The organism is Enterobacter cloacae complex sp. HYC080_NIDB (assembly GCF_056673325.1).
The window spans coordinates 4,125,004-4,146,494 of record NZ_CP114212.1 but is presented as its reverse complement, the minus strand read 5'-3'; the positions used below and the strand labels follow the sequence as shown (position 1 = coordinate 4,146,494).

The 21,491-nt window shown below is 55.4% G+C and carries 16 protein-coding genes and 3 tRNA genes; 13 read left to right on the top strand and 6 right to left on the bottom strand.

Translation table 11 applies throughout. From position 1 onward, the window contains the following. Positions 1-6: 6 nt before the first annotated feature. Both frdB and frdA read right to left on the bottom strand, forming a co-directional pair. The gene (gene frdB / locus O1723_RS19675; RefSeq protein ID WP_014882214.1) at positions 7-741 is read right to left on the bottom strand and encodes a fumarate reductase iron-sulfur protein; all 735 of its coding nucleotides are present in this window, start codon (positions 739-741) and stop codon (positions 7-9) included. After that, complete coding sequence (gene frdA, locus O1723_RS19670) at positions 734-2,524, bottom strand: fumarate reductase (quinol) flavoprotein subunit (RefSeq protein ID WP_014882215.1); 1,791 nt, start codon at positions 2,522-2,524, stop codon at positions 734-736. Before frdA ends, frdB begins: the two co-directional genes overlap by 8 nt. Before the next feature lie 310 nt (positions 2,525-2,834). On the opposite strand from frdA, the gene epmA reads away from it, so the two are divergent. Further along, on the top strand, positions 2,835-3,812 hold the full coding sequence (gene epmA, locus O1723_RS19665) for an elongation factor P--(R)-beta-lysine ligase (protein WP_014882216.1): 978 nt from the start codon (positions 2,835-2,837) through the stop codon (positions 3,810-3,812). A 198-nt stretch (positions 3,813-4,010) separates the two neighbouring features. After that, positions 4,011-5,510, top strand: a complete 1,500-nt coding sequence (gene yjeM, locus O1723_RS19660) for a glutamate/gamma-aminobutyrate family transporter YjeM (protein ID WP_248191062.1) — start codon at positions 4,011-4,013, stop codon at positions 5,508-5,510. A gap of 36 nt (positions 5,511-5,546) precedes the next feature. Here yjeM and mscM read toward each other — a convergent pair whose 3' ends face one another. The 3 genes from mscM to rsgA all read right to left on the bottom strand — a co-directional run bounded on the left by mscM (position 5,547) and on the right by rsgA (position 11,008). Further along, the gene (gene mscM / locus O1723_RS19655) at positions 5,547-8,870 is read right to left on the bottom strand and encodes a miniconductance mechanosensitive channel MscM (protein WP_014882218.1); all 3,324 of its coding nucleotides are present in this window, start codon (positions 8,868-8,870) and stop codon (positions 5,547-5,549) included. Positions 8,871-8,889: 19 nt separating this feature from the next. After that, entirely contained in the window at positions 8,890-9,858 is a 969-nt protein-coding gene (asd, locus tag O1723_RS19650) for an archaetidylserine decarboxylase (RefSeq protein WP_014882219.1), read from the bottom strand. 97 nt (positions 9,859-9,955) lie between these two features. Then, positions 9,956-11,008, bottom strand: coding sequence for a small ribosomal subunit biogenesis GTPase RsgA (rsgA, locus tag O1723_RS19645; protein ID WP_014882220.1), 1,053 nt, complete (start codon positions 11,006-11,008; stop codon positions 9,956-9,958). A 107-nt stretch (positions 11,009-11,115) separates the two neighbouring features. Between rsgA and orn the strand changes: the two genes are divergently transcribed. From orn to O1723_RS19625, 4 genes are all read left to right on the top strand, one after another. Then, positions 11,116-11,661, top strand: a complete 546-nt coding sequence (gene orn, locus O1723_RS19640; protein WP_014882221.1) for an oligoribonuclease — start codon at positions 11,116-11,118, stop codon at positions 11,659-11,661. A 196-nt stretch (positions 11,662-11,857) separates the two neighbouring features. Continuing rightward, a tRNA-Gly gene (locus O1723_RS19635) sits at positions 11,858-11,933 on the top strand. Positions 11,934-11,969: 36 nt separating this feature from the next. After that, positions 11,970-12,045 (top strand) — tRNA-Gly (locus tag O1723_RS19630). Positions 12,046-12,081: 36 nt separating this feature from the next. Then, a tRNA-Gly gene (locus O1723_RS19625) sits at positions 12,082-12,157 on the top strand. Positions 12,158-12,427: 270 nt separating this feature from the next. Here the strand turns inward: O1723_RS19625 and queG are convergent. Beyond that, entirely contained in the window at positions 12,428-13,567 is a 1,140-nt protein-coding gene (queG, locus tag O1723_RS19620; protein ID WP_014882222.1) for a tRNA epoxyqueuosine(34) reductase QueG, read from the bottom strand. Between queG and nnr the strand changes: the two genes are divergently transcribed. From nnr to hflX, 7 genes are all read left to right on the top strand, one after another. Then, positions 13,566-15,089 carry a bifunctional ADP-dependent NAD(P)H-hydrate dehydratase/NAD(P)H-hydrate epimerase gene (gene nnr, locus O1723_RS19615; RefSeq protein ID WP_014882223.1) on the top strand — a complete coding sequence of 508 codons (1,524 nt, stop codon included), beginning with the start codon at positions 13,566-13,568 and terminating at the stop codon, positions 15,087-15,089. The genes queG and nnr overlap by 2 nt on opposite strands. Further along, positions 15,082-15,543, top strand: a complete 462-nt coding sequence (gene tsaE / locus O1723_RS19610) for a tRNA (adenosine(37)-N6)-threonylcarbamoyltransferase complex ATPase subunit type 1 TsaE (protein ID WP_014882224.1) — start codon at positions 15,082-15,084, stop codon at positions 15,541-15,543. The genes nnr and tsaE overlap by 8 nt, the downstream gene beginning before the upstream one ends. A 16-nt stretch (positions 15,544-15,559) precedes the next feature. Continuing rightward, positions 15,560-16,897: an N-acetylmuramoyl-L-alanine amidase AmiB gene (gene amiB / locus O1723_RS19605; protein ID WP_014882225.1), complete on the top strand. Its 1,338-nt coding sequence runs from the start codon at positions 15,560-15,562 to the stop codon at positions 16,895-16,897. Positions 16,898-16,906: 9 nt separating this feature from the next. Then, positions 16,907-18,751, top strand: coding sequence for a DNA mismatch repair endonuclease MutL (gene mutL / locus O1723_RS19600; protein ID WP_014882226.1), 1,845 nt, complete (start codon positions 16,907-16,909; stop codon positions 18,749-18,751). Then, positions 18,744-19,694 carry a tRNA (adenosine(37)-N6)-dimethylallyltransferase MiaA gene (miaA, locus tag O1723_RS19595; protein ID WP_014882227.1) on the top strand — a complete coding sequence of 317 codons (951 nt, stop codon included), beginning with the start codon at positions 18,744-18,746 and terminating at the stop codon, positions 19,692-19,694. Before mutL ends, miaA begins: the two co-directional genes overlap by 8 nt. 85 nt (positions 19,695-19,779) lie before the next feature. Next, a complete protein-coding gene (gene hfq, locus O1723_RS19590; protein ID WP_008502919.1) occupies positions 19,780-20,091 on the top strand; it encodes an RNA chaperone Hfq in 312 nt (103 codons plus the stop codon). 73 nt (positions 20,092-20,164) lie between these two features. Continuing rightward, positions 20,165-21,445, top strand: coding sequence for a ribosome rescue GTPase HflX (gene hflX, locus O1723_RS19585; RefSeq protein ID WP_248191065.1), 1,281 nt, complete (start codon positions 20,165-20,167; stop codon positions 21,443-21,445). Positions 21,446-21,491: the final 46 nt, after the last annotated feature.

Sequence of the window (21,491 nt, the reverse complement as noted above, 5' to 3'; positions counted from 1 at the left end):
CACTCCTTAGCGTGGTTTCAGGGTAGCGATAAGAAAGTCTTTCGAGCTTTCCACTTTACCCTGCTGAATTGCGGCGGCAGGGTCGACATGCTTCGGACAGACTTCGGAGCAATAACCCACAAAGGTACAGGTCCAGACGCCGTTCTGGCTGTTAAGCTGCGCCATGCGTTCTTTTTTACCGTGGTCGCGGCTGTCTTCGTTATAGCGGTGCGCCAGGGTAATGGCGGCCGGGCCGATGAACTCAGGGTTCAGGCCAAACTGGGGACAAGCGGCGTAGCACAGGCCGCAGTTGATGCAGCCGGAGAACTGATGGTATTTCGCCATCTGCGCTGGCGTCTGGGTATTGGGTCCCTGATCCGGGGTACGCGGGTTGCCAATGATGTACGGCTTAATCGCTTCCAGACTTTCGATAAAGTGCGTCATATCGACCACCAGATCGCGCTCGATTGGGAAATTACCCAATGCTTCAACCTTGATGCCTTTGGTGTAATCGCGCAGGAAGGTTTTGCATGCCAGCTTCGGCACTTTGTTGACCATCATGCCGCAGGAGCCGCAGATTGCCATGCGGCATGACCAGCGGTAGCTCAGGTCCGGTGCCAGGTTATCTTTGATATAGCCGAGCGCATCCAGCAGGGAGGTTTGCTCGTCATAAGGCACTTCATAGAAAGCGCTGTGGGGGGCGGTATCCACTTCCGGATTGTAGCGCACCACTTCAACTTTCAGTTTTTGCATCTCAGCCATTCGCCTTCTCCTTCTTCTCGGCGGCTTCTGCTTCTGCGCCGTACACGCGTTTAGCCGGCGGCAGCGTGGTGATTTTCACGTCGCTGTAGTCCAAGCGCGTTGTGCCATCCGCATCGCGCCAGGCGAGAGTGTGTTTCAGGAAATTAACGTCGTCACGTTCGGTGCAGCCTTCGTCCAGACGCTGGTGCGCCCCACGCGACTCTTTACGCGCCAGCGCAGAGTGCGCCATACATTCCGCGACGTTCAGGCCGTGGCCCAGCTCAATGGTATAGAGCAGGTCGGTATTGAAGACGCTGGAGGTGTCGGTGATGCGCACGCGCTTGAAGCGCTCCTGCAGCTCCGCCAGCTTGTCGACGGTTTTCTGCATCAGCTCAGGGGTACGGTAGATACCGCAGCCTTCTTCCATCGACAGACCCATTTCATCGCGGATCTTCGACCAGTTCTCGTTACCTTCCTGGTTCACCAGATCTTTCAGGCGTTTTTCAACGTCTGCGACCTGCGCATCCAGCGCGGCACCGTTAGCTTCGCCTGCGGTTGCGGCACGCTCCATTGCGCGTTCGCCCGCCATGCGGCCAAAGACCACCAGCTCTGCCAGCGAGTTAGATCCCAGACGGTTGGCGCCGTGCAGACCCACAGAGGAACATTCGCCCACCGCAAACAGGCCCTGAATACGGGTTTCACACTGCTGATCGGTTTCGATACCGCCCATGGTGTAGTGTGCAGTTGGGCGAACCGGAATCGGCTCTTTCACCGGGTCGACGCCCACATAGGCTTTCGCCAGCTCACAGATAAACGGCAGACGTTCCAGCAGTTTCTTCTCGCCCAGGTGACGCAGGTCAAGGTAAACCACGTCCCCGCGCGGCGTTGAGATGGTGTTGCCTTTGCGCCACTCGTGCCAGAAGGCCTGAGAAACTTTGTCGCGCGGGCCGAGTTCCATGTATTTGTTCTTCGGCTCGCCAAGCGGCGTTTCCGGACCCATACCGTAATCCTGCAGATAGCGGTAGCCGTTTTTGTTGACCAGAATACCGCCTTCACCGCGGCAGCCTTCCGTCATCAAAATGCCGGACCCTGGCAGACCGGTTGGGTGATACTGCACAAACTCCATATCACGCAGCGGCACGCCGTGGCTGAGCGCCATGCCCATGCCGTCACCGGTAACGATGCCGCCGTTGGTGTTGTAGCGGTACACGCGTCCCGCGCCGCCCGTTGCCATCACCACCGCGTTAGCGCGGATCTGAACGAGCGTGCCTTCCATCATGTTCATTGCCACCAGGCCGCGCGCATGCCCGTCATCAACCAGGATATCGAGGACGAAATGTTCATCAAAGCGCTGAATTTGTGGGAACTGAAGGGAGGTCTGGAACAGGGTATGCAACATGTGGAAGCCGGTCTTATCGGCGGCGAACCAGGTGCGTTCAATCTTCATTCCGCCGAAGCGGCGGACGTTGACGCTGCCGTCCGGACGGCGGCTCCACGGGCATCCCCACTGCTCAAGCTGGGTCATCTCCGTTGGACAATGATGGACAAAGTAGTCAACGACATCCTGTTCGCAAAGCCAGTCGCCCCCTGCAACCGTGTCGTGGAAATGGTATTCAAAGCTGTCATGATCCTGCGCAACGGCGGCGGACCCTCCTTCTGCGGCAACCGTGTGGCTGCGCATCGGATAGACTTTTGAAATCAGTGCGATTTTAGCGTTTGGATTAGCCTGCGCTGCAGCAATCGCAGCACGTAATCCAGCCCCGCCAGCGCCAATTACGGCAAGATCGGCTTGAAAAGTTTGCACGACATTCCTCCAGATTTTTGTTATTTCGCAACGCGACAAACTAAAGGTAGTTCACCCGTCCAAAGGGACGATTGCGAAAGCGTTTCCACTGCTCCTTTATGGGTAAAAGAGTATAACCGTGTAGATGTCAGGGAAATTTGACGTGTTCGATTTTTTTGCTGTTCTGTGCGGTGATTTATCATCGTGATTGATGAATTACGTCACGAAATAATCAACCTAAATGAAATGCGCTTTTTTACTGCGCAAAATTTGTCTCTGTCCCTGCTAACGAGTAGACTTCGTGCCCTTGTCTGAAATCGGAGAAAAACTCATGAGCGAAACGGCCACCTGGCAGCCGAGCGCATCCATCCCAAATCTGTTAAAACGCGCTGCAATTATGACGGAGATCCGCCGTTTCTTTGCCGACCGCGGTGTCCTGGAGGTGGAAACCCCGTGCATGAGTCAGGCAACGGTGACGGATATTCATCTGGTCCCGTTTGAAACCCGTTTTGTTGGTCCTGGCCACTCTCAGGGCATGAATCTGTATCTGATGACCAGCCCGGAATACCACATGAAACGCCTGCTGGCGGCGGGGTGTGGTCCGGTGTATCAGCTGTGCCGCAGTTTCCGAAATGAAGAGATGGGTCGTCACCATAACCCGGAATTCACCATGCTGGAGTGGTACCGCCCGCATTATGATATGTACCGCCTGATGAATGAGGTGGACGATCTGTTGCAGCAGGTACTGGAGTGTTCAGAAGCAGAAACGCTCTCTTATCAGCAGGCTTTCCAGCGCCATCTGGAAATCGATCCGCTGTCGGCGGACAAGGCCCAGCTGCGCGAAGTGGCGGCAAAACTGGATCTGAGCAACGTGGCGGATACCGAAGAGGATCGCGACACGCTGCTGCAACTGCTGTTCACTTTTGGCGTTGAACCGCTGATTGGCAAAGATCGCCCGACCTTTGTTTACCATTTCCCGGCAAGCCAGGCGTCACTGGCGCAGATCAGCACCGAAGATCACCGCGTGGCGGAGCGTTTTGAGGTCTATTACAAAGGCATTGAGCTGGCGAACGGTTTCCACGAACTGACCGACGCGCGTGAACAGCAGCAGCGTTTTGAGCAGGATAACCGCAAGCGCGGCGCGCGTGGTCTGCCGCAGCAGCCAATTGATAACAACCTGCTGGAAGCGTTAAAAGCCGGTCTGCCGGACTGCTCAGGCGTAGCGCTGGGTGTTGACCGTCTGGTAATGCTGGCTCTTGGCGCAGAGCAACTGGGCGATGTGATTGCCTTTACGGTCGATCGCGCGTAAAGAATTGCCGGGTGGCGCTATCGCTTACCCGGCCTACGCTTCTGGTGGCAATTATCCTTTCCATTTCGTCATGGCAACATTAAAAACTGCCATTTTCTGTGTACACGGGTCTTTTTCTTAAATTGCCTCGTATAGCCACAATATTTGTCTGGTCATCTGCTACCATCCGCGCAGTTTAATTCCTCTTCGGATGGTTATATGTCCCACTCACTAAAAAAAATGACCCTTACCGGGCTCATACTGATGATTTTTACGTCAGTTTTTGGCTTTGCTAACAGCCCGTCGGCTTTCTATCTGATGGGCTATAGCGCGACGCCGTTTTATATCGTTTCTGCTCTGTTCTTCTTTATCCCGTTTGCGCTAATGATGGCGGAGATGGGCTCGGCTTACCGAAAAGAAGAGGGCGGTATCTATTCGTGGATGAACAACAGTATCGGCCCGCGTTACGCGTTTATCGGGACGTTTATGTGGTTTTCATCCTACGTCGTGTGGATGGTCAGCACGGCGGCCAAAGTCTGGGTGCCATTCTCCACGTTTCTTTTTGGTACGGATAAAACGCAGGTCTGGTCGCTGGCGGGGCTGAGCTCCACGCAGGTCGTCGGTATTCTGGCGGTCTTCTGGATGGTGATGGTCACGCTGGTGGCGTCGAAAGGCATCAACAAAATTGCCCGTATCACCGCGGTTGGTGGTATTTCAGTGATGTGTCTGAACCTGGTGCTGCTGCTGGTGAGTATCGCTATTCTGTGCCTGAACGGCGGGCATTTTGCGCAGGAGGTCAATTTTGTTTCATCCCCTAATCCGGGTTATCAGTCCGGGCTGGCTATGCTCTCCTTTGTGGTGTTTGCCATCTTCGCTTACGGTGGTATTGAAGCGGTAGGCGGGCTGGTCGACAAGACCGAGAACCCGGAAAAGAACTTCGCCAAAGGGATTATTTTTGCCGCTATCGTGATTTCCATCGGCTATTCACTGGCCATTTTCCTCTGGGGCGTCAGTACCAACTGGCAACAGGTGTTGAGCAATAACACCACTAACCTCGGCAACATTACGTATGTGCTAATGAAAAGCCTGGGGATGACCCTGGGGCAGGCGATGAACCTGAGCCCCGAGGCGGCATCGGTAATGGGAGTCTGGTTTGCGCGTATCACCGGCCTGTCGATGTTCCTCGCCTATACCGGCGCATTCTTCACGCTGATCTACTCGCCGCTGAAAGCGATCATTCAGGGTACGCCTAAAGCGCTGTGGCCAGCACACATGACGCAGTTGAACACCGCAGGAATGCCAGCTAACGCTATGTGGATGCAGTGTCTGCTGGTCTGCATGTTCATCCTGCTGGTGTCTTTTGGTGGCGATACGGCGTCTGCGTTTTACAACAAGCTGACCCTGATGGCGAACGTGTCGATGACGCTGCCCTACCTGTTCCTGACCCTGGCGTTCCCGTTCTTCAAAGCGAAGCAGGATCTTGAGCGTCCGTTTGTGATCTTCAAAACCCGCGCGGCAACGCTGCTGGCGACCACGGTAGTGGTGCTGGTCGTGGCGTTTGCCAACATCTTTACCGTTATACAGCCCGTGGTTGAGGCGAATGACTGGAACAGCGCGTTGTGGATGGTTGGTGGACCGATCTTCTTCTCGCTGCTGGCGATGGGGATTTACGAGAATTACCGTCGACGCTCGCAGGCGTTCGTCACGGAAGTGGCATAGCGCTAAAATACCCCTCCCGAAAGGGAGGGGAGACAGTTACAAACTTCCTGCCGGGCGGGTTCTTGCCGTCGAGGTTAGGGTTTTACCCATCTTTCGTCCGTCCATACTTTCCAGACGCATCTGGAACGGTGGGAACGGCATATCAATTCCGTGCTCGCGGAAGCCCGCCAGAATCAGCTGGTGGATCTCGTGGCGAAGCGGCATTCGGTGCCCCATTTCGGCGGCGTAGATACGCAGCTCGAAAATCTGGATCCCCTGTTGTAAATCGACCAGGAACACTTCCGGTGCAGGGTTATCGAGCACCAGCGTGCAGCGTTCGGCAGCGGTATAGAGGATCTGCGTGACTTCTTCACTGTTAGCATCCGACGGTGCCGGCACTGTCAGCACCACACGCGTGACGGAGTCTGACAACGACCAGTTGATAAACTGCTCGGTGATAAACGCCTTGTTAGGCACGATGATCTCTTTACGGTCCCAGTCACTGATTGTGGTGGCGCGAGTGTTGATCTTCGTTACGCTACCGGTCAGATCGCGAATCGTCACCGTATCGCCTATACGAATCGGTTTTTCAAACAGGATGATCAGGCCGGACACAAAGTTGGCGAAAATCTCCTGCATGCCAAAACCCAGGCCAAACGTCAGCGCGGCGACCAGCCACTGCAGTTTAGACCACTCGATACCAATCATTGAGAAACCGACCATCCCACCAAAAAGCAATATCAGGTATTTGGTGATGGTGGTAATCGCATATCCCGTGCCGGGGGTTAAATCCAGATGCTGCAATAGCGCCAGCTCGAGCAGTGCCGGGAAGTTACGCACCAGTTGGGTGGTGATGATCAGCACCAGAATGGCAATCAGCACCGCACCCAGGGTAATCGGCTCCAGGCTTTCCACGCCCTGCACCGTGGACGTCACATCCCACAGAGAGATGTTCTCCAGGAAGCCAAACGCGGAATGAATTTCCGACCACAGGAAGATTACCGACAGGAGGGCTATCAGCATCAGGATGGAACGCACCAGCCGCAGGGACTGGGTACTGATGGCATCCAGATCCAGTTCGACCTCGTCCGCGTCTATCGTGCCTTCCGTGCTGTTAACATGGTTTGACTCTTCCTCACCTCGCGCACGTTGAGCGAGGATCTCCGCCCGGCGATGCTTGGCGCGGTCGAAGGCCAGACGACGGCGCTGGATCAGCATTCCGCGGCGGATAACGTGATACACCACCAAAAGCAGGAACCAGATCGCCACCGAGGTTTCCAGACGCGCCAGTAGCGCCTTCGAGGTAGCCAGATATCCCACTGCTGCGGCCAGCATTGCAATCAGAGGGGCACTGAGCAGCAGGTTCCAGAGCAGTCGGTTAAACATGTTGTCGCCGCTACCGGATTTATCCAGATAGAGCGGTATCCCTGCACGTTTCAGGCTGAGCGTGACAATGGCCAGCGCACCGCATATCAGCATAAAGCAGAGGCGGCCCAGCGAGCCTGAGAACTCGCGGTCATCGAGATTATCAAACATGATCAGCGCCATAATCAGCGGCACAATCAGCCCGATGCTCATCAGGTAGTAGCGCATGGCGCGCGCAACGCGGTTACGTGGCCAGCCAAAGTGGGCAATGAAAAGGCCATTTGGCCGCGCGAGGGTGGCGCAGATCATCACGACCCACAGCAGCGGTACCGTGGCGGTCACGCCATCGCCAATGGCAACGGCGAGTGGATAGGGCCAGGCTTCCCGTAGCCCGTACCCGAGCGTCATCCACAGCACCGGCAGCGGAGAGGCGACAAGTATCGACCAAAACACGGTGCGCAGCGTCAGCCAGAAATGGTCCTGAGTGACTTTCCCCACCCGTGCGCTGGAACGCTCCAGGAAACGGGTAAAATGCCTGCGTGAGTAAATGCTGAATCCCACCAGAATCAACGCGCCCAGCAGCGGGAAGATGGTCTCTTTGCTGGTCAGCATCATCACGCTGGCCTGTCCCAGTTGGCTGACGGTGTCCAGCGAAATCAGACGGCGCAAATCCTGCACGATCTCGATCGGCCACGAGAAGGTCATTGGACGCACGTCGGATGTCCAGAAAAGATAACGGTGCGTTGCCTCGTTGACCTCTTTCAGCGCATCTTCCAACTGGCTGTTGGAAACCTTGAGCTTAGTCAGCTCCAGAATCAGCGTATCGCCGCCCTGCAGCAGGGAGTTCAGCAGTTCACGCTGGGTACGCAGCTGAGCTTCCAGAATCCGGTTTTGCTCGCTGGTCAGGGGCTGGCCATCCGCCTGTCGGATTTGGCGAATTTGCGGCTGCTTATTGAGGAGATCCTCAAAATGTAATCGCTGAACGCGTAGCTGGGCCATCTCAGTATCCAGCTGCTGCGGCTTCGGCATTTCCGGCAGACGCGCAACCTGGGCACGCAGCGCCTCGCCCAGCAGGTTTGATGACCCAAGCCACTGGGACTGTTCGCGCAGGGTGTTGAGCGCCTGACGCACCTGCAGGGTTTGATTGGTCGCCTGACGTTGCTGTGAGGCAACCAGATCCATACGCTGCGCCTGCTGATTCAGTGCGGCAGAAAGCTCACGGTTGACCTTAAACTGATCGACGATGTCCGCTGGCAGGTTGGCACTGTTTTCCGCCAGCAGTTCGGTGCTTTCAAGAGCACGTTCGGCCTCGCGCTGGCGCTGGCTATTAAGCTGATTACGCAGGGCCTGAAGATACGCATCCAGCTGCTCGCTCTGCTTTTGTGCGAGTTCCGAGCGCATCCGCGACAGCTCCTGGCGGTTATTGGCGGACAGCTGCGCCAGTTCCAGTTCATCTACCAGGGCTTTCAGACGCGCCGATTCCGCCTGCAGACCAAGATTTTGTGCCTGCGCCTGCGGCGTGTTGCCAGTTTGCGTACCCACGCGGCGCTCAACTTCATTAAGCTGGCGACGGGCGTCGGTTTGCTGCTGCGGGAGCTGGCTGAGGGAGTCGGCAATTTCACGTGCACGCTCTTGCTCCTGCTGAGCCAGACGGCTCTTCTCCAGAAGCTGGCTGCTGACCTGCAGGATTTCCTGATTCAGGGCGTCCGTGGTCATGTTGGCTGGCACATCGCGCGGCTCATCACGCAGATTAGCCAGCTGTGCGCGCAATGTTTGCGAAAGTTTGGGGAAGTTGTCGATAACTTGCTGATATTGCTGAGCGCGCTCAAGAGAGCCTTTCCTCTCTTCAAGCGCGTTCAGGGCGGACTGAAGCGACTCGACGGTCTCTGGCTGAGCAGGTTTAGCCGCTTTTGCCTGCTCCAGTTCCTGAGTTATCTGTTTGGCGTCGGGGGCTGTCGCTGCGTACGCCCCCATGCTGAGGCACCAGGCCATCAGTAGAACGATAATCGGGCGCACGTCAGCGATCCTTCTGTTGTTAGCCTTCGTCTTTTTTGTCGTCAACCAGCGGGCTGGCGTCATGCTCGGCGTTGATCTCTTGTTGTGACAGCGGAGCAGGTTCTGCATCGGATGTCACAAAAGTTTCGGTGGAGACAGCCAGCGGCTGGCCAAGTTTGGTCACCGACAGGCTTTCAAGCTGTTCAGCCAGCTTCACTTTGCCCGGCGCAAACAGGTTGATAACGGTAGAGCCCAGCTTGAAGCGCCCCATCTCCTGACCTTTCAGCAGGGCGACAGAGCCTTCCGCTTCACCGGCAGGCCACGTCCAGCGTTTGATGATACCTTCACGCGGAGGCGTGATGGTGCCAGCCCAGACGGTTTCAATACTGCCGACAATGGTCGCGCCCACCAGAATTTGCGCCATCGGGCCAAATTCAGTATCGAACAGGCAGATGACGCGTTCGTTACGGGCAAACAGGTTCGGTACGTTCTGCGCGGTCAGGTGGTTCACGGAGAAGAGATCGCCCGGAACGTAGATCATCTCACGCAGGATACCGTTACACGGCATGTGTACGCGGTGATAGTCGCGCGGCGACAGGTAGGTGGTCGCAAACGTACCGTTACGGAACAGGTCCGCCATCAGGTAGTTACCCGCCAGCAGCGCTTCCAGGCTGTAGTTATGGCCTTTCGCCTGCAGGATTTTGTCGTCTTCGATATTACCCAGCTGGCTGATCACGCCGTCAGCGGGCATCACCAGTACATTAGGGTCGGTGTTCAGCGGACGCACTTCATCGCGCAGCGGGCGTACAAAAAACTCGTTGAAGGTACGGTAGCTGGCGGTGTCTGGCTTCTGTGCCTCTTTCATGTCGACCTTGTAATACTTCACAAAAAGGTCGATGACCAGTTTGGTCAGCCAGCCCGCGCGTTTGCTTGCGCCCCAGCCCGCCAGGCGAGTGAGCCACAGTTTTGGCAGAATGTATTGAAGCGAAAGTTTAAATGCGTTTAACAAGGTAGCCTCCAGGCCATTGTTTTGTCGTTCCTGATCCGGCGGTAAGCCGCCGGAACCTGAAAAAAGGGGACGATTTTAGCGATGCTTAGCTTAGTTGTCAGTTGTCAGAATCAGAAAAGTTTTTACGCGTTTTTACCTGATCCATGCTCTCAAGAATGCGGTGGTAATTCTCGAAGCGGGTCTCCGCAATCTCACCTTTTTCGACCGCTTCACGGATAGCGCAACCTGGGTCGTTATCGTGTTTACAGTCGCGGTACTTGCAAGCGCCTAAATAATCATGGAATTCGACAAATCCGTTGAAGATTTGTTCCGGTTCAAGATGCCACAAACCGAACTCGCGCACGCCCGGGGAGTCGATGACATCGCCCCCGTGCGGGAAGTGATACAGGCGTGATGCGGTGGTGGTGTGCTGGCCAAGACCCGAGACATCAGACACATCATTGGTAAGGATCGCCTGCTGGAGGCCAAGCAAATTGTTCAGCAGACTCGATTTGCCCACGCCGGACTGGCCCGCAAAGATGCTGATGCGATCGGTGAGCGCCTCTTCCAGCGGTTTCAGACCATCTTTGGTATGGCTGGAGACCATCAGGACGCGATAGCCAATATTGCGATAGATATCCATCTGCTCATTGACGAAGGCCATCCCGTCGTCGTCCAGCAGATCGATTTTGTTTAATACAATGATCGGCTCAACCTGCAGCGTTTCGCAGGCGACAAGGTAACGGTCGATAATATTGAGCGAAAGCTCAGGTAAAATCGCCGAAACAATAACGATCTGGTTAATGTTGGCGGCAATCGGCTTCACGCCATCGTAGAAATCCGGGCGGGTGAGCACCGACGTGCGTTCATGCACGGCTTCAACGATACCTTTAACCGTGACCCCTTCAGCCGCCTCTTTACCCGGACGCCAGACCACGCGATCGCCGGTAACCAGTGAACGGATGGTGCGACGGATATTGCAGCGGTGAATATCCCCGTCGGCGGATTCCACATCGGCATGCATACCGAAACGGCTGATGACGACGCCTTCTGTCGCTTCACCAAACAGGTTATCGTCATAATCCGGCTTCTCCGAAGTGGTTTTAAGACGGCGCTGGTGGTTGGCGTTTACGCGGCGCTGCTGCCCTTTGGAGAGTTTATTTTTACTCAATCGCGCTGGCTCCTGGTCGCCCGTAAGGGGCAAAACCTCTATGATACACTCTAATTAATACTAGTTAACCTGCTACTGCCGGTTATGCGAGAAGGGTGGAAAATAACATGAGCGCGGATGAAAACAACCTGATTTGGATCGATCTCGAAATGACCGGGCTGGATCCCGAGCGCGATCGCATTATTGAGATTGCAACTCTGGTGACGGACGCCAACCTGAATATTCTGGCCGAAGGGCCGACGATTGCCGTGCATCAGTCCGACGATCAGCTGGCTTTGATGGATGAATGGAACGTGCGCACCCACACCGGTAGCGGCCTGGTGGATCGCGTGAAGGCCAGCACGTTGGGCGATCGCGAGGCAGAACTGGCGACGCTTGAGTTCCTGAAACAATGGGTTCCGGCAGGTAAATCGCCTATCTGTGGGAATAGCATTGGCCAGGATCGCCGTTTCCTGTTTAAGTACATGCCGGAGCTGGAGTCTTACTTCCACTACCGCTATCTGGATGTCAGTACCCTGAAAGAGCTGGCGCGCCGCTGGAAACCTGAAATCCTTGATGGCTTTAAAAAGCAGGGGACGCACCAGGCGATGGACGATATTCGTGAGTCCGTGGCAGAGCTTGCGTACTACCGCGAAAACTTTATTAAGCTGTGATTTTGAGATCCGGCGCCTTGCGTGGCCGGGTTTTTGTCGTTAAATTGTTCAGCTTGCCGATTTAATAAGCATTTGAACTGAATTTCGAAAAAATCGCTTTAAGGGGGGTTGCAGCTAAAAGGATTTCTCGTATAATGCGCCTCCCGTAACGACAGAGAATTACACGTTACGACAGCAACAAAAGCAGTACAGATTTGCGGGAATAGCTCAGTTGGTAGAGCACGACCTTGCCAAGGTCGGGGTCGCGAGTTCGAGTCTCGTTTCCCGCTCCAAAATTTGAAAGTGCTTTCACGGCACAGACTGCCCAAGCGGGAATAGCTCAGTTGGTAGAGCACGACCTTGCCAAGGTCGGGGTCGCGAGTTCGAGTCTCGTTTCCCGCTCCAAAATTTGAAAGTGCTTTCACAGCACGGACCACCCAAGCGGGAATAGCTCAGTTGGTAGAGCACGACCTTGCCAAGGTCGGGGTCGCGAGTTCGAGTCTCGTTTCCCGCTCCAAATTCTTCTTCATATCTAAATTATCCACAGCGAAAAGAGTCGTTGGGGACGTTTTCTATTATTCCTGAAATACTCTTGTGAACAGAGTTATCCACAGATTTCGTCTTCAATCCTGACTGTGCAAAAAGTTAGCAGGGTGAATAATATCATTGTAAGTGATTGTATAAATTGAAGAAAATTTGATTTCAAAATGTTATTGAGATCACTTGACCTCTTCTCAAGCCCAGATGGCGCTTGAGTTTTTATTTTTATACACAGGCTGTGAATAGTTCACGCATCCCGCGTAAGTCCTTTTTCGATGACCCTGACCAGCCGCTGTTTTTTCGGAAGCTGCACCTCAACCACACAGGCATTACGCTTCTCAATCTGCTGCGCAATCGCCCATTCTATGTGTTCATCAAGAAGTGGGTGCTCACCTCTACGGCTTTCAAGAGCCTGAATGTTCGCTTCATCCCACGGGGCATTACCCAGCGCGACGGCGACATTACGCAGCCAGCGCAGATGACCGATACGACGAATGGCCGAGCCTTCCGTCACTTTCAGGAACCAGGCTTCGCTCCAGGCGAACAGTTCGATGAGTTGTGGCGCATGCAGCGCCTTACGCGGGCTGAAATCCTCTTCATCCGTAAGCTGAGAATAACGGTTCCACGGGCAGATTAGCTGGCAGTCATCGCAGCCGTAGATGCGGTTGCCGATAAGCGGTCGAAACTCCTCCGGAATGGCCCCTTCCAGTTCGATAGTGAGATAGGAGATGCAGCGACGGGCATCAACGGTATAAGGCTCAACGATAGCCCCCGTCGGGCAGATGGTCATGCAGGCCACGCAGCGGCCACAGCCTTCCTCCACCGGGCCGTCTATCGGTAACGGTAAATCAATCAGCAATTCGCCAAGGAAGAAGAACGATCCGGCGTCACGGCTAAGGATAAGTGAGTGCTTACCTGTCCAGCCAAGCCCGGCTTTTTCAGCGATCGGGCGCTCAAGAATAGGCGCGGAATCAACAAAGGGTCTAAAATTCAGCGAAACACAGTGCTGCTGAATAGTTTCCCCGAGTTTTTTTAAACGGTTACGCAGAAGCTTATGGTAATCACGCCCCAGGGCGTACCGGCTAACGTAACCCAGAGAGGGATTTTTTAGCGTGCGCGCAAAAGCTGCGTTGGCAGGCAGATAGTTCATGCGTACGCTGATGACGCGCAAGGTACCCGGTAAAAGCTCGTGTGGGCGGGCACGCATCATGCCGTGACGCGCCATCCACTCCATTTCGCCGTGGTATTGTTTGTCCAGCCAGGCCTGCAGTTTTGGCTCGCTGGCGGAGAGGTCGGTGTCGGTAATACCCACCTTCTGGAAGCCAAGCTCAGCACCCCACTGTTTTATTTTTTGCGCTAACTCATTGAGATCGAGGGGCTGTGACATGACGGACCATACAGTGAAGAAAAACCCCGCAAGTATACCACATTCCATCTGGCATGCGGATGACCTCCGGTGCGCCGAAAAAGAGGCTGCAGACAGCCTCGGGATCACCCTTTATGAACTGATGCAGCGTGCGGGAGAGGCAGCATTTACCGTTGCCCGCAGCGCCTGGCCGCAATCCACCCACTGGCTGATTTTGTGCGGACACGGCAATAACGGCGGGGACGGCTACGTCGTTGCCCGTCTTGCGGTAACTGCCGGTATTCGCGTTACGCTGCTGGCGCAGGAAAGTGATAAGCCCCTGCCGGAAGAGGCCAGCGCAGCACGGGAGGCATGGCTGAATGCCGGCGGTGTGATTCATGCGCCTGATATTGTCTGGCCGGAGGATGTCGATCTGATTATTGATGGTCTGCTGGGTACCGGCCTGCGCAGTGCTCCCCGCGAGAATATTGCCGCGCTGATTGAACACGCCAACAGACATTGCGCCCCGGTAGTGGCGCTGGATATCCCTTCAGGCCTGAACGCGCAAACCGGCGCGACGCCTGGCGCCGTCATCCAGGCTGCGCACACCGTGACCTTCATTGCTTTGAAGCCGGGTCTGTTAACCGGTAAAGCACGGGATGTGGTCGGCGTATTACACCATAACGCGCTCGGGCTGGAGGGCTGGCTAGCCGGGCAGGAAATGCGCATCGCCCGTTTTGATGCATCGCTGCTGACTGAGTGGTTTCCGCCACGCCGTCCGACATCCCATAAGGGCGACCACGGCAGGCTGGTGATTATTGGTGGCGATCGCGGTACGGCAGGGGCGATTCGCATGACCGGCGAGGCAGCATTACGCAGCGGTGCTGGTTTAGTGCGAATTCTCACTCGTATTGAGAACATTGCACCGCTAATCACAGCCCGACCGGAGCTGATGGTTCATGAGCTTACGCCCCAGACGCTTGAGGAAAGCCTCGAATGGGCGGATGTTGTGGTCATTGGCCCAGGGCTTGGGCAACAGGGATGGGGTAAACAGGCCCTGCAAAAAGTCGAGAATTTTCGTAAACCGATGCTGTGGGATGCCGACGCGCTTAACCTTCTGGCAATAAACCCGGATAAGCGTCACAATCGCATCCTGACGCCACACCCCGGCGAAGCCGCGCGCCTGCTTAACTGCAGCGTCGCAGAAATTGAAAGCGATCGCTTACTTTCTGCTCAGCGTCTGGTAAAACGTTACGGAGGTGTTGCCGTTTTGAAAGGGGCAGGAACCGTCGTTGCCAGTGACGAGGCGCTGGGCATTATTGATGCCGGAAATGCGGGCATGGCGAGCGGCGGTATGGGCGACGTGCTTTCCGGTATCATCGGCGCATTGCTTGGACAGAAACTTCCCCTTTATGATGCAGCCTGTGCGGGCTGCGTGGCCCACGGTGTCGCGGCAGATAAACTGGCGGCGCGATATGGGACACGCGGTATGCTGGCCACCGATCTTTTTTGCACGCTACGGCGTGTTGTTAACCCGGATGTGATTGACGTAGAAAATGACTAATCGAGCGATTCCTTTACCTGATGAACAAGCCACTTTAGATCTCGGCAAGCGCGTGGCGCAGGCCTGTCAGGGGGCAACCGTCATTTATCTGTATGGTGATTTGGGGGCGGGTAAAACCACTTTCAGCCGGGGTTTTTTGCAGGCGTTAGGGCATAACGGGAATGTGAAAAGCCCAACCTACACGCTCGTCGAGCCGTACACCCTCGACAATCTCATGGTGTACCACTTTGATTTATATCGCCTTGCGGATCCTGAGGAGCTGGAATTTATGGGGATCCGTGATTATTTTGCCAATGATGCCATCTGCCTGGTGGAGTGGCCGCAACAAGGTGCGGGTGTGTTACCTGACCCGGATGTCGAAATTCACATAGATTACCAGGCACAAGGGCGTGAGGCTCGCATCAGTGCGGTTTCCTCATCAGGGTGTTCCTTACTGGCGCGTCTCGCCGGTTAAGCGTAGGGATGACGGGATGAAAAATCGCGTTAAAGGTTGGCTGTTAGCTGCTTCGGTGCTGCTGTGCGCGCAGGCCGGGGCGGCAAGCCTTTCGGATATTCAGGTGTCGAACGGCGAAAGCCAGGCCCGGATCACGTTTAGCTTTATGGGTGACCCTGAATACGCTTTTTCACAGCCAGACAGCCACAGCGTGGCGCTGGATATCAAACAGACCGGGGTGATTCAGGGGCTCCCGCTTCGGTTCAGCGGTAACAACCTGGTGAAAAGTATCCGCTCGGGTAACCCACAGGACAGCCAGTCATTGCGCCTGGTGGTGGATCTCACCGAAAAGGGCAAAACGAAAGCGGTTAAGCAGCAAAACGGTGCGAACTATACGGTAGTTTTTACCATCAATGCCGACGTTCCGCCGCCGCCTCCGCCGCCACCGGTTGTCGCGAAACGCGTAGAGGAGCCTGTGTATACTCCGCGTCCATCGGAACCCGCGCGTAATCCGTTTAAATCGCAGAACGATCGCATTACCGCAGCAACCAGCAGCAATACGGTAACGCGTCCGGCGGCCAGTGCGCGCCGCGCGGTCAGCGGTGATAAAGTGATTATCGCCATTGATGCCGGACACGGTGGTCAGGATCCTGGTGCGATTGGCCCGGGCGGCACGCAGGAGAAAAACGTCACAATTGCCATTGCCCGCAAGCTGCGCGCGCTGCTGAATGACGATCCTATGTTTAAAGGCGTGTTAACCCGCGACGGCGACTATTTTATTTCCGTTATGGGCCGCTCAGACGTGGCGCGTAAGCAAAATGCCAATTTCCTGGTCTCTATTCATGCGGATGCTGCGCCAAACCGCAGTGCCACGGGTGCGTCTGTGTGGGTGCTGTCAAACCGCCGGGCAAACAGCGAGATGGCAAACTGGCTGGAAGAGCATGAGAAACAGTCAGAACTGCTGGGCGGTGCGGGTGATGTGCTGGCAAACAGTCAGTCAGACCCGTACCTCAGCCAGGCGGTACTGGATTTACAGTTCGGTCATTCCCAGCGCGTCGGGTATGATGTCGCCACTAACGTGTTGAATCAGCTGCAGGGCATCGGGGCATTGCACAAGCGTCGCCCGGAACATGCGAGCCTGGGCGTGCTGCGTTCGCCGGATATTCCGTCAATTCTGGTGGAGACCGGCTTTATCAGCAACAACGCCGAAGAGCGCCTGCTGGGAAGCGACAGCTATCAGCAGCAAATTGCCGAAGCGATTTATAACGGTCTGCGTAAATACTTTGACGCGCACCCGCTGCAGTCCGCGCCGTCGGGCGGAGCAGGCCAGGTGGCCAACGCTTCACTGCCGGGTGGGATGACCGCGACCAACTAAGGAGACAACATGCCGATTCAGGTTCTACCGCCGCAGCTTGCGAACCAAATCGCCGCCGGTGAGGTGGTGGAACGTCCTGCATCGGTGGTGAAGGAACTGGTGGAAAACAGCCTCGATGCGGGAGCTACCCGCATTGATATTGATATCGAACGCGGCGGGGCGAAACTTATCCGCATTCGCGATAACGGCTGTGGGATAAAAAAAGACGAGCTGGCGCTGGCGCTGGCGCGTCATGCAACCAGTAAAATTGCCTCTCTGGACGATCTTGAAGCAATAATCAGCCTCGGCTTTCGCGGCGAGGCGCTCGCCAGTATTAGTTCGGTTTCCCGCCTGACGTTGACCTCTCGTACCGCTGAACAGCAGGAAGCCTGGCAGGCATACGCCGAAGGACGCGACATGGATGTGACGGTTAAACCCGCGGCGCATCCTGTCGGTACCACGCTGGAAGTGCTGGATCTATTCTACAACACCCCCGCCCGACGCAAGTTTATGCGTACCGAAAAAACCGAATTCGGCCATATCGACGAGATCATTCGTCGTATCGCGCTGGCGCGTTTTGACGTCACCATTAATCTCAGCCATAACGGCAAGGTGATGCGCCAGTATCGCGCGGTGGCGGAAGGTGGGCAGAAAGAGCGCCGTTTAGGGGCTATCTGCGGGACGCCATTTCTGGAACAGGCGCTGGCGATAGAGTGGCAGCATGGCGATCTCGCTTTACGTGGCTGGGTGGCCGACCCGAACGCCAGCAGTGCGGCTTTCTCTGAAATTCAGTATTGCTACGTGAATGGCCGCATGATGCGCGACCGCCTCATTAACCACGCCATTCGCCAGGCCTGTGAAGACAAACTCGGGGCCGATCAGCAGCCAGCTTTCGTCCTTTATCTGGAAATCGACCCCCATCAGGTGGATGTAAACGTTCATCCTGCCAAGCATGAGGTGCGTTTCCACCAGTCGCGTCTGGTGCATGATTTTATCTATCAGGGCGTGCTGAGCGTATTGCAACAGCAGGTTGAGCCTGCATTGCCGCTGGAGAAAGACGATTCCTCACCGCGTCCCATCCCGGAAAACCGTGTCGCTGCGGGCCGCAACCATTTTGCGCAGCCTGCTGTCGCGCGAGAGCCGGAAACGCCTCGATTCTCAACCGGTGCGAGCACGACGCGTCCGACGGGAGCAAACTATCCGAACGCTCAACCCGGCTATCAAAAGCAGCAGGGGGCGTTGTACCGTAAGTTGCTGGAAACGCCTGCTGTTGAGCGCAAAGATCACGTTGCAGTGGCGACACCGTCCCTTGAAGGGCACAGCCAGAGTTTCGGGCGAGTGCTGACGATTATCGCACCGGATATGGCATTGCTAGAACGCGACGGCAAATTGCAGCTTCTGGCGTTACCGGTTGCCGAACGCTGGCTCAAACAGGCGCAACTGACGCCAGGGGAAAATGCGGCCTGTGCGCAGCCGTTATTGATCCCGGTTCGTCTGAAAATATCCGCTGAAGAAACGCGGGTATTGCAGCGTACAGAGGCCCTACTGGCGCAAATGGGCATTGAAATGGTGCTCGAACCACAACATGTGACAATTCGCGCAGTGCCTTTACCCTTACGCCAACAAAATTTACAAAACTTGATTCCTGAACTGATAGGCTACCTGGCGCAGCAAACATCGTTTGAGGCCGCCAACACCGCGCAGTGGATCGCTCGCCATCTGGCCAGCGAACATACACCGTGGAGTATGGCGCAGGCGATTACCGTGCTGGCGGAGGTCGAACGCCTCTGCCCACAGCTGGTGAAAGCGCCGCCGGGTGGGTTATTACAACCTGTTGATTTGAAAACGGCGATGACCGCCCTGAAACATGACTGACGTAAGTAAGGCGAGCCTGCCAAAGGCAATTTTTTTAATGGGCCCAACGGCCTCCGGCAAAACGGCGTTAGCCATTGAGTTACGCAAAGTTTTGCCTGTAGAGTTGATTAGCGTTGATTCCGCCCTCATCTATCGGGGGATGGACATTGGTACGGCGAAGCCTGGCGCAGAAGAACTGCGTGCGGCACCGCACCGTTTGCTGGATATTCTCGACCCGGCAGAGGCTTACTCCGCAGCGGATTTCCGCCGGGATGCCTTAGCCGAGATGGCCGAGATTACGGCGGCGGGACGTATACCGCTGTTGGTTGGCGGCACCATGCTCTACTTTAAGGCGCTGCTGGAAGGATTATCACCTTTACCTTCCGCAGATCCTGACGTGAGAGCAAAGATTGAGCAACAGGCGGCAGAGCAAGGATGGGACGTGTTGCATAAGCAACTGGCAGAGGTTGACCCGGTTGCGGCAGCGCGAATCCATCCAAATGATCCGCAAAGGCTTTCCCGGGCACTGGAAGTTTTTTTCATTTCGGGTAAAACTTTAACGGAACTGACGCAAACGTCAGGAGACGCTCTGCCGTATCAGGTGCATCAGTTCGCCATCGCCCCGGCGAGCCGTGAACTGCTCCATCAACGAATTGAGCAGCGTTTTCATCAGATGTTAGCTTCAGATTTTGAAGCAGAAGTGCGGGCGCTATTTGCCCGTGGAGATTTGCATACGGATATGCCTTCCGTTCGTTGTGTGGGATACCGCCAGATGTGGTCGTATCTTGAAGGTGAGATTTCATACGATGAAATGGTTTATCGAGGTGTTTGCGCCACGAGACAGTTAGCGAAGCGCCAGATCACCTGGTTGCGCGGTTGGGAGGGAGTTCACTGGTTAGACAGTGAAAAACCGCAACAGGCGTTAAACGAGGTGATTGAGGTTGTTGGTGATATCGCCCACTGAATGTGTACAATTGAGACGTATCGTGCGCAATTTTTCAGAATCGCAAGGTTCTAAGTACAAAACAAGCATATAAGGAAAAGATAGAATGGCTAAGGGGCAATCTTTACAAGATCCGTTCCTGAACGCATTGCGTCGGGAACGTGTTCCAGTTTCTATTTATTTGGTGAATGGTATTAAGCTGCAAGGTCAGATTGAGTCTTTCGATCAGTTTGTGATCCTGTTGAAAAACACGGTCAGTCAGATGGTCTACAAGCACGCTATCTCTACTGTTGTTCCGTCCCGTCCAGTCTCTCATCACAGCAATAACGCTGGCGGCGGCACTGGCAGTAACTACCATCATGGCAGCAACGCGCAGGGTTCTTCAACGCCAGCGCAGGACAGCGACGAAACCGAATAAGGTTTCAGCTGTTATCCACACGGGGAGCCAGGGATCCTGCGTTCCCCGCTGATCTTTTTAGAGAGGTTTACGCTTGTTTGACCGTTATGATGCCGGTGAGCAGGCGGTGCTGGTACACATCTATTTTTCGCAAGACAAAGATATGGAAGATCTCCAGGAGTTTGAATCTCTGGTCTCTTCCGCCGGTGTCGAAGCAATGCAGGTGATTACCGGTAGCCGTAAAGCGCCGCACCCAAAGTATTTTGTTGGTGAAGGTAAAGCAGTAGAAATTGTGGATGCCGTAAAAGCAACCGGCGCGTCAGTCGTGTTGTTTGATCATGCGCTGTCTCCAGCCCAGGAGCGCAACCTGGAAGCTCTCTGCGAATGCCGTGTGATCGACCGCACGGGATTGATTTTAGACATTTTTGCTCAGCGTGCACGTACCCATGAAGGGAAATTGCAGGTTGAGCTTGCACAGCTGCGCCATCTGGCGACGCGTCTGGTGCGTGGCTGGACCCACCTTGAAAGACAAAAAGGCGGGATCGGTTTGCGCGGTCCGGGTGAAACCCAACTCGAAACCGACCGTCGTTTACTGCGTGGCCGTATTACCCAGATCCTCTCGCGTCTGGAACGTGTAGAGAAACAGCGTGAACAGGGGCGTCGGGCGAGAACCAAAGCTGACATCCCGACCGTGTCGCTGGTGGGTTATACCAACGCCGGTAAATCCACCCTGTTTAACCAGATAACCGAGGCCCAGGTTTATGCCGCAGACCAGCTGTTTGCGACCCTGGATCCTACGCTGCGTCGTATTGACGTAGCAGACGTGGGTGAAACGGTGCTGGCGGATACCGTAGGGTTTATCCGCCATTTGCCACACGATCTGGTGGCGGCGTTTAAAGCGACGTTGCAGGAGACGCGACAGGCGACCCTGCTGCTGCACGTGATTGATGCGGCTGACGTACGCGTGCAGGAGAACATCGACGCGGTGAACGTGGTGCTGGAAGAGATTGATGCCCACGAAATTCCCACGCTGTTGGTGATGAACAAGATCGATATGCTGGAGGATTTCGAACCGCGTATCGACCGAGATGAAGAGAACAAACCGATTCGGGTCTGGCTTTCTGCTCAGACCGGTATTGGTGTGCCACTGCTTTTCCAGGCTTTGACAGAACGTCTTTCCGGTGAGGTAGCGCAGCACACGCTGCGCCTGCCGCCACAGGAAGGCAGGCTGCGCAGCCGGTTTTATCAGCTTCAGGCGATAGAAAAAGAGTGGATGGAGGATGACGGCAGCGTGGGGATGCAGGTGCGTATGCCGATCGTTGACTGGCGTCGCCTCTGTAAACAAGAACCTGCGCTGGCGGACTATATCGTCTGATCAGAAAGGGGAAGCCTGAAAAATTCGCCCTTGCATAACAAATATG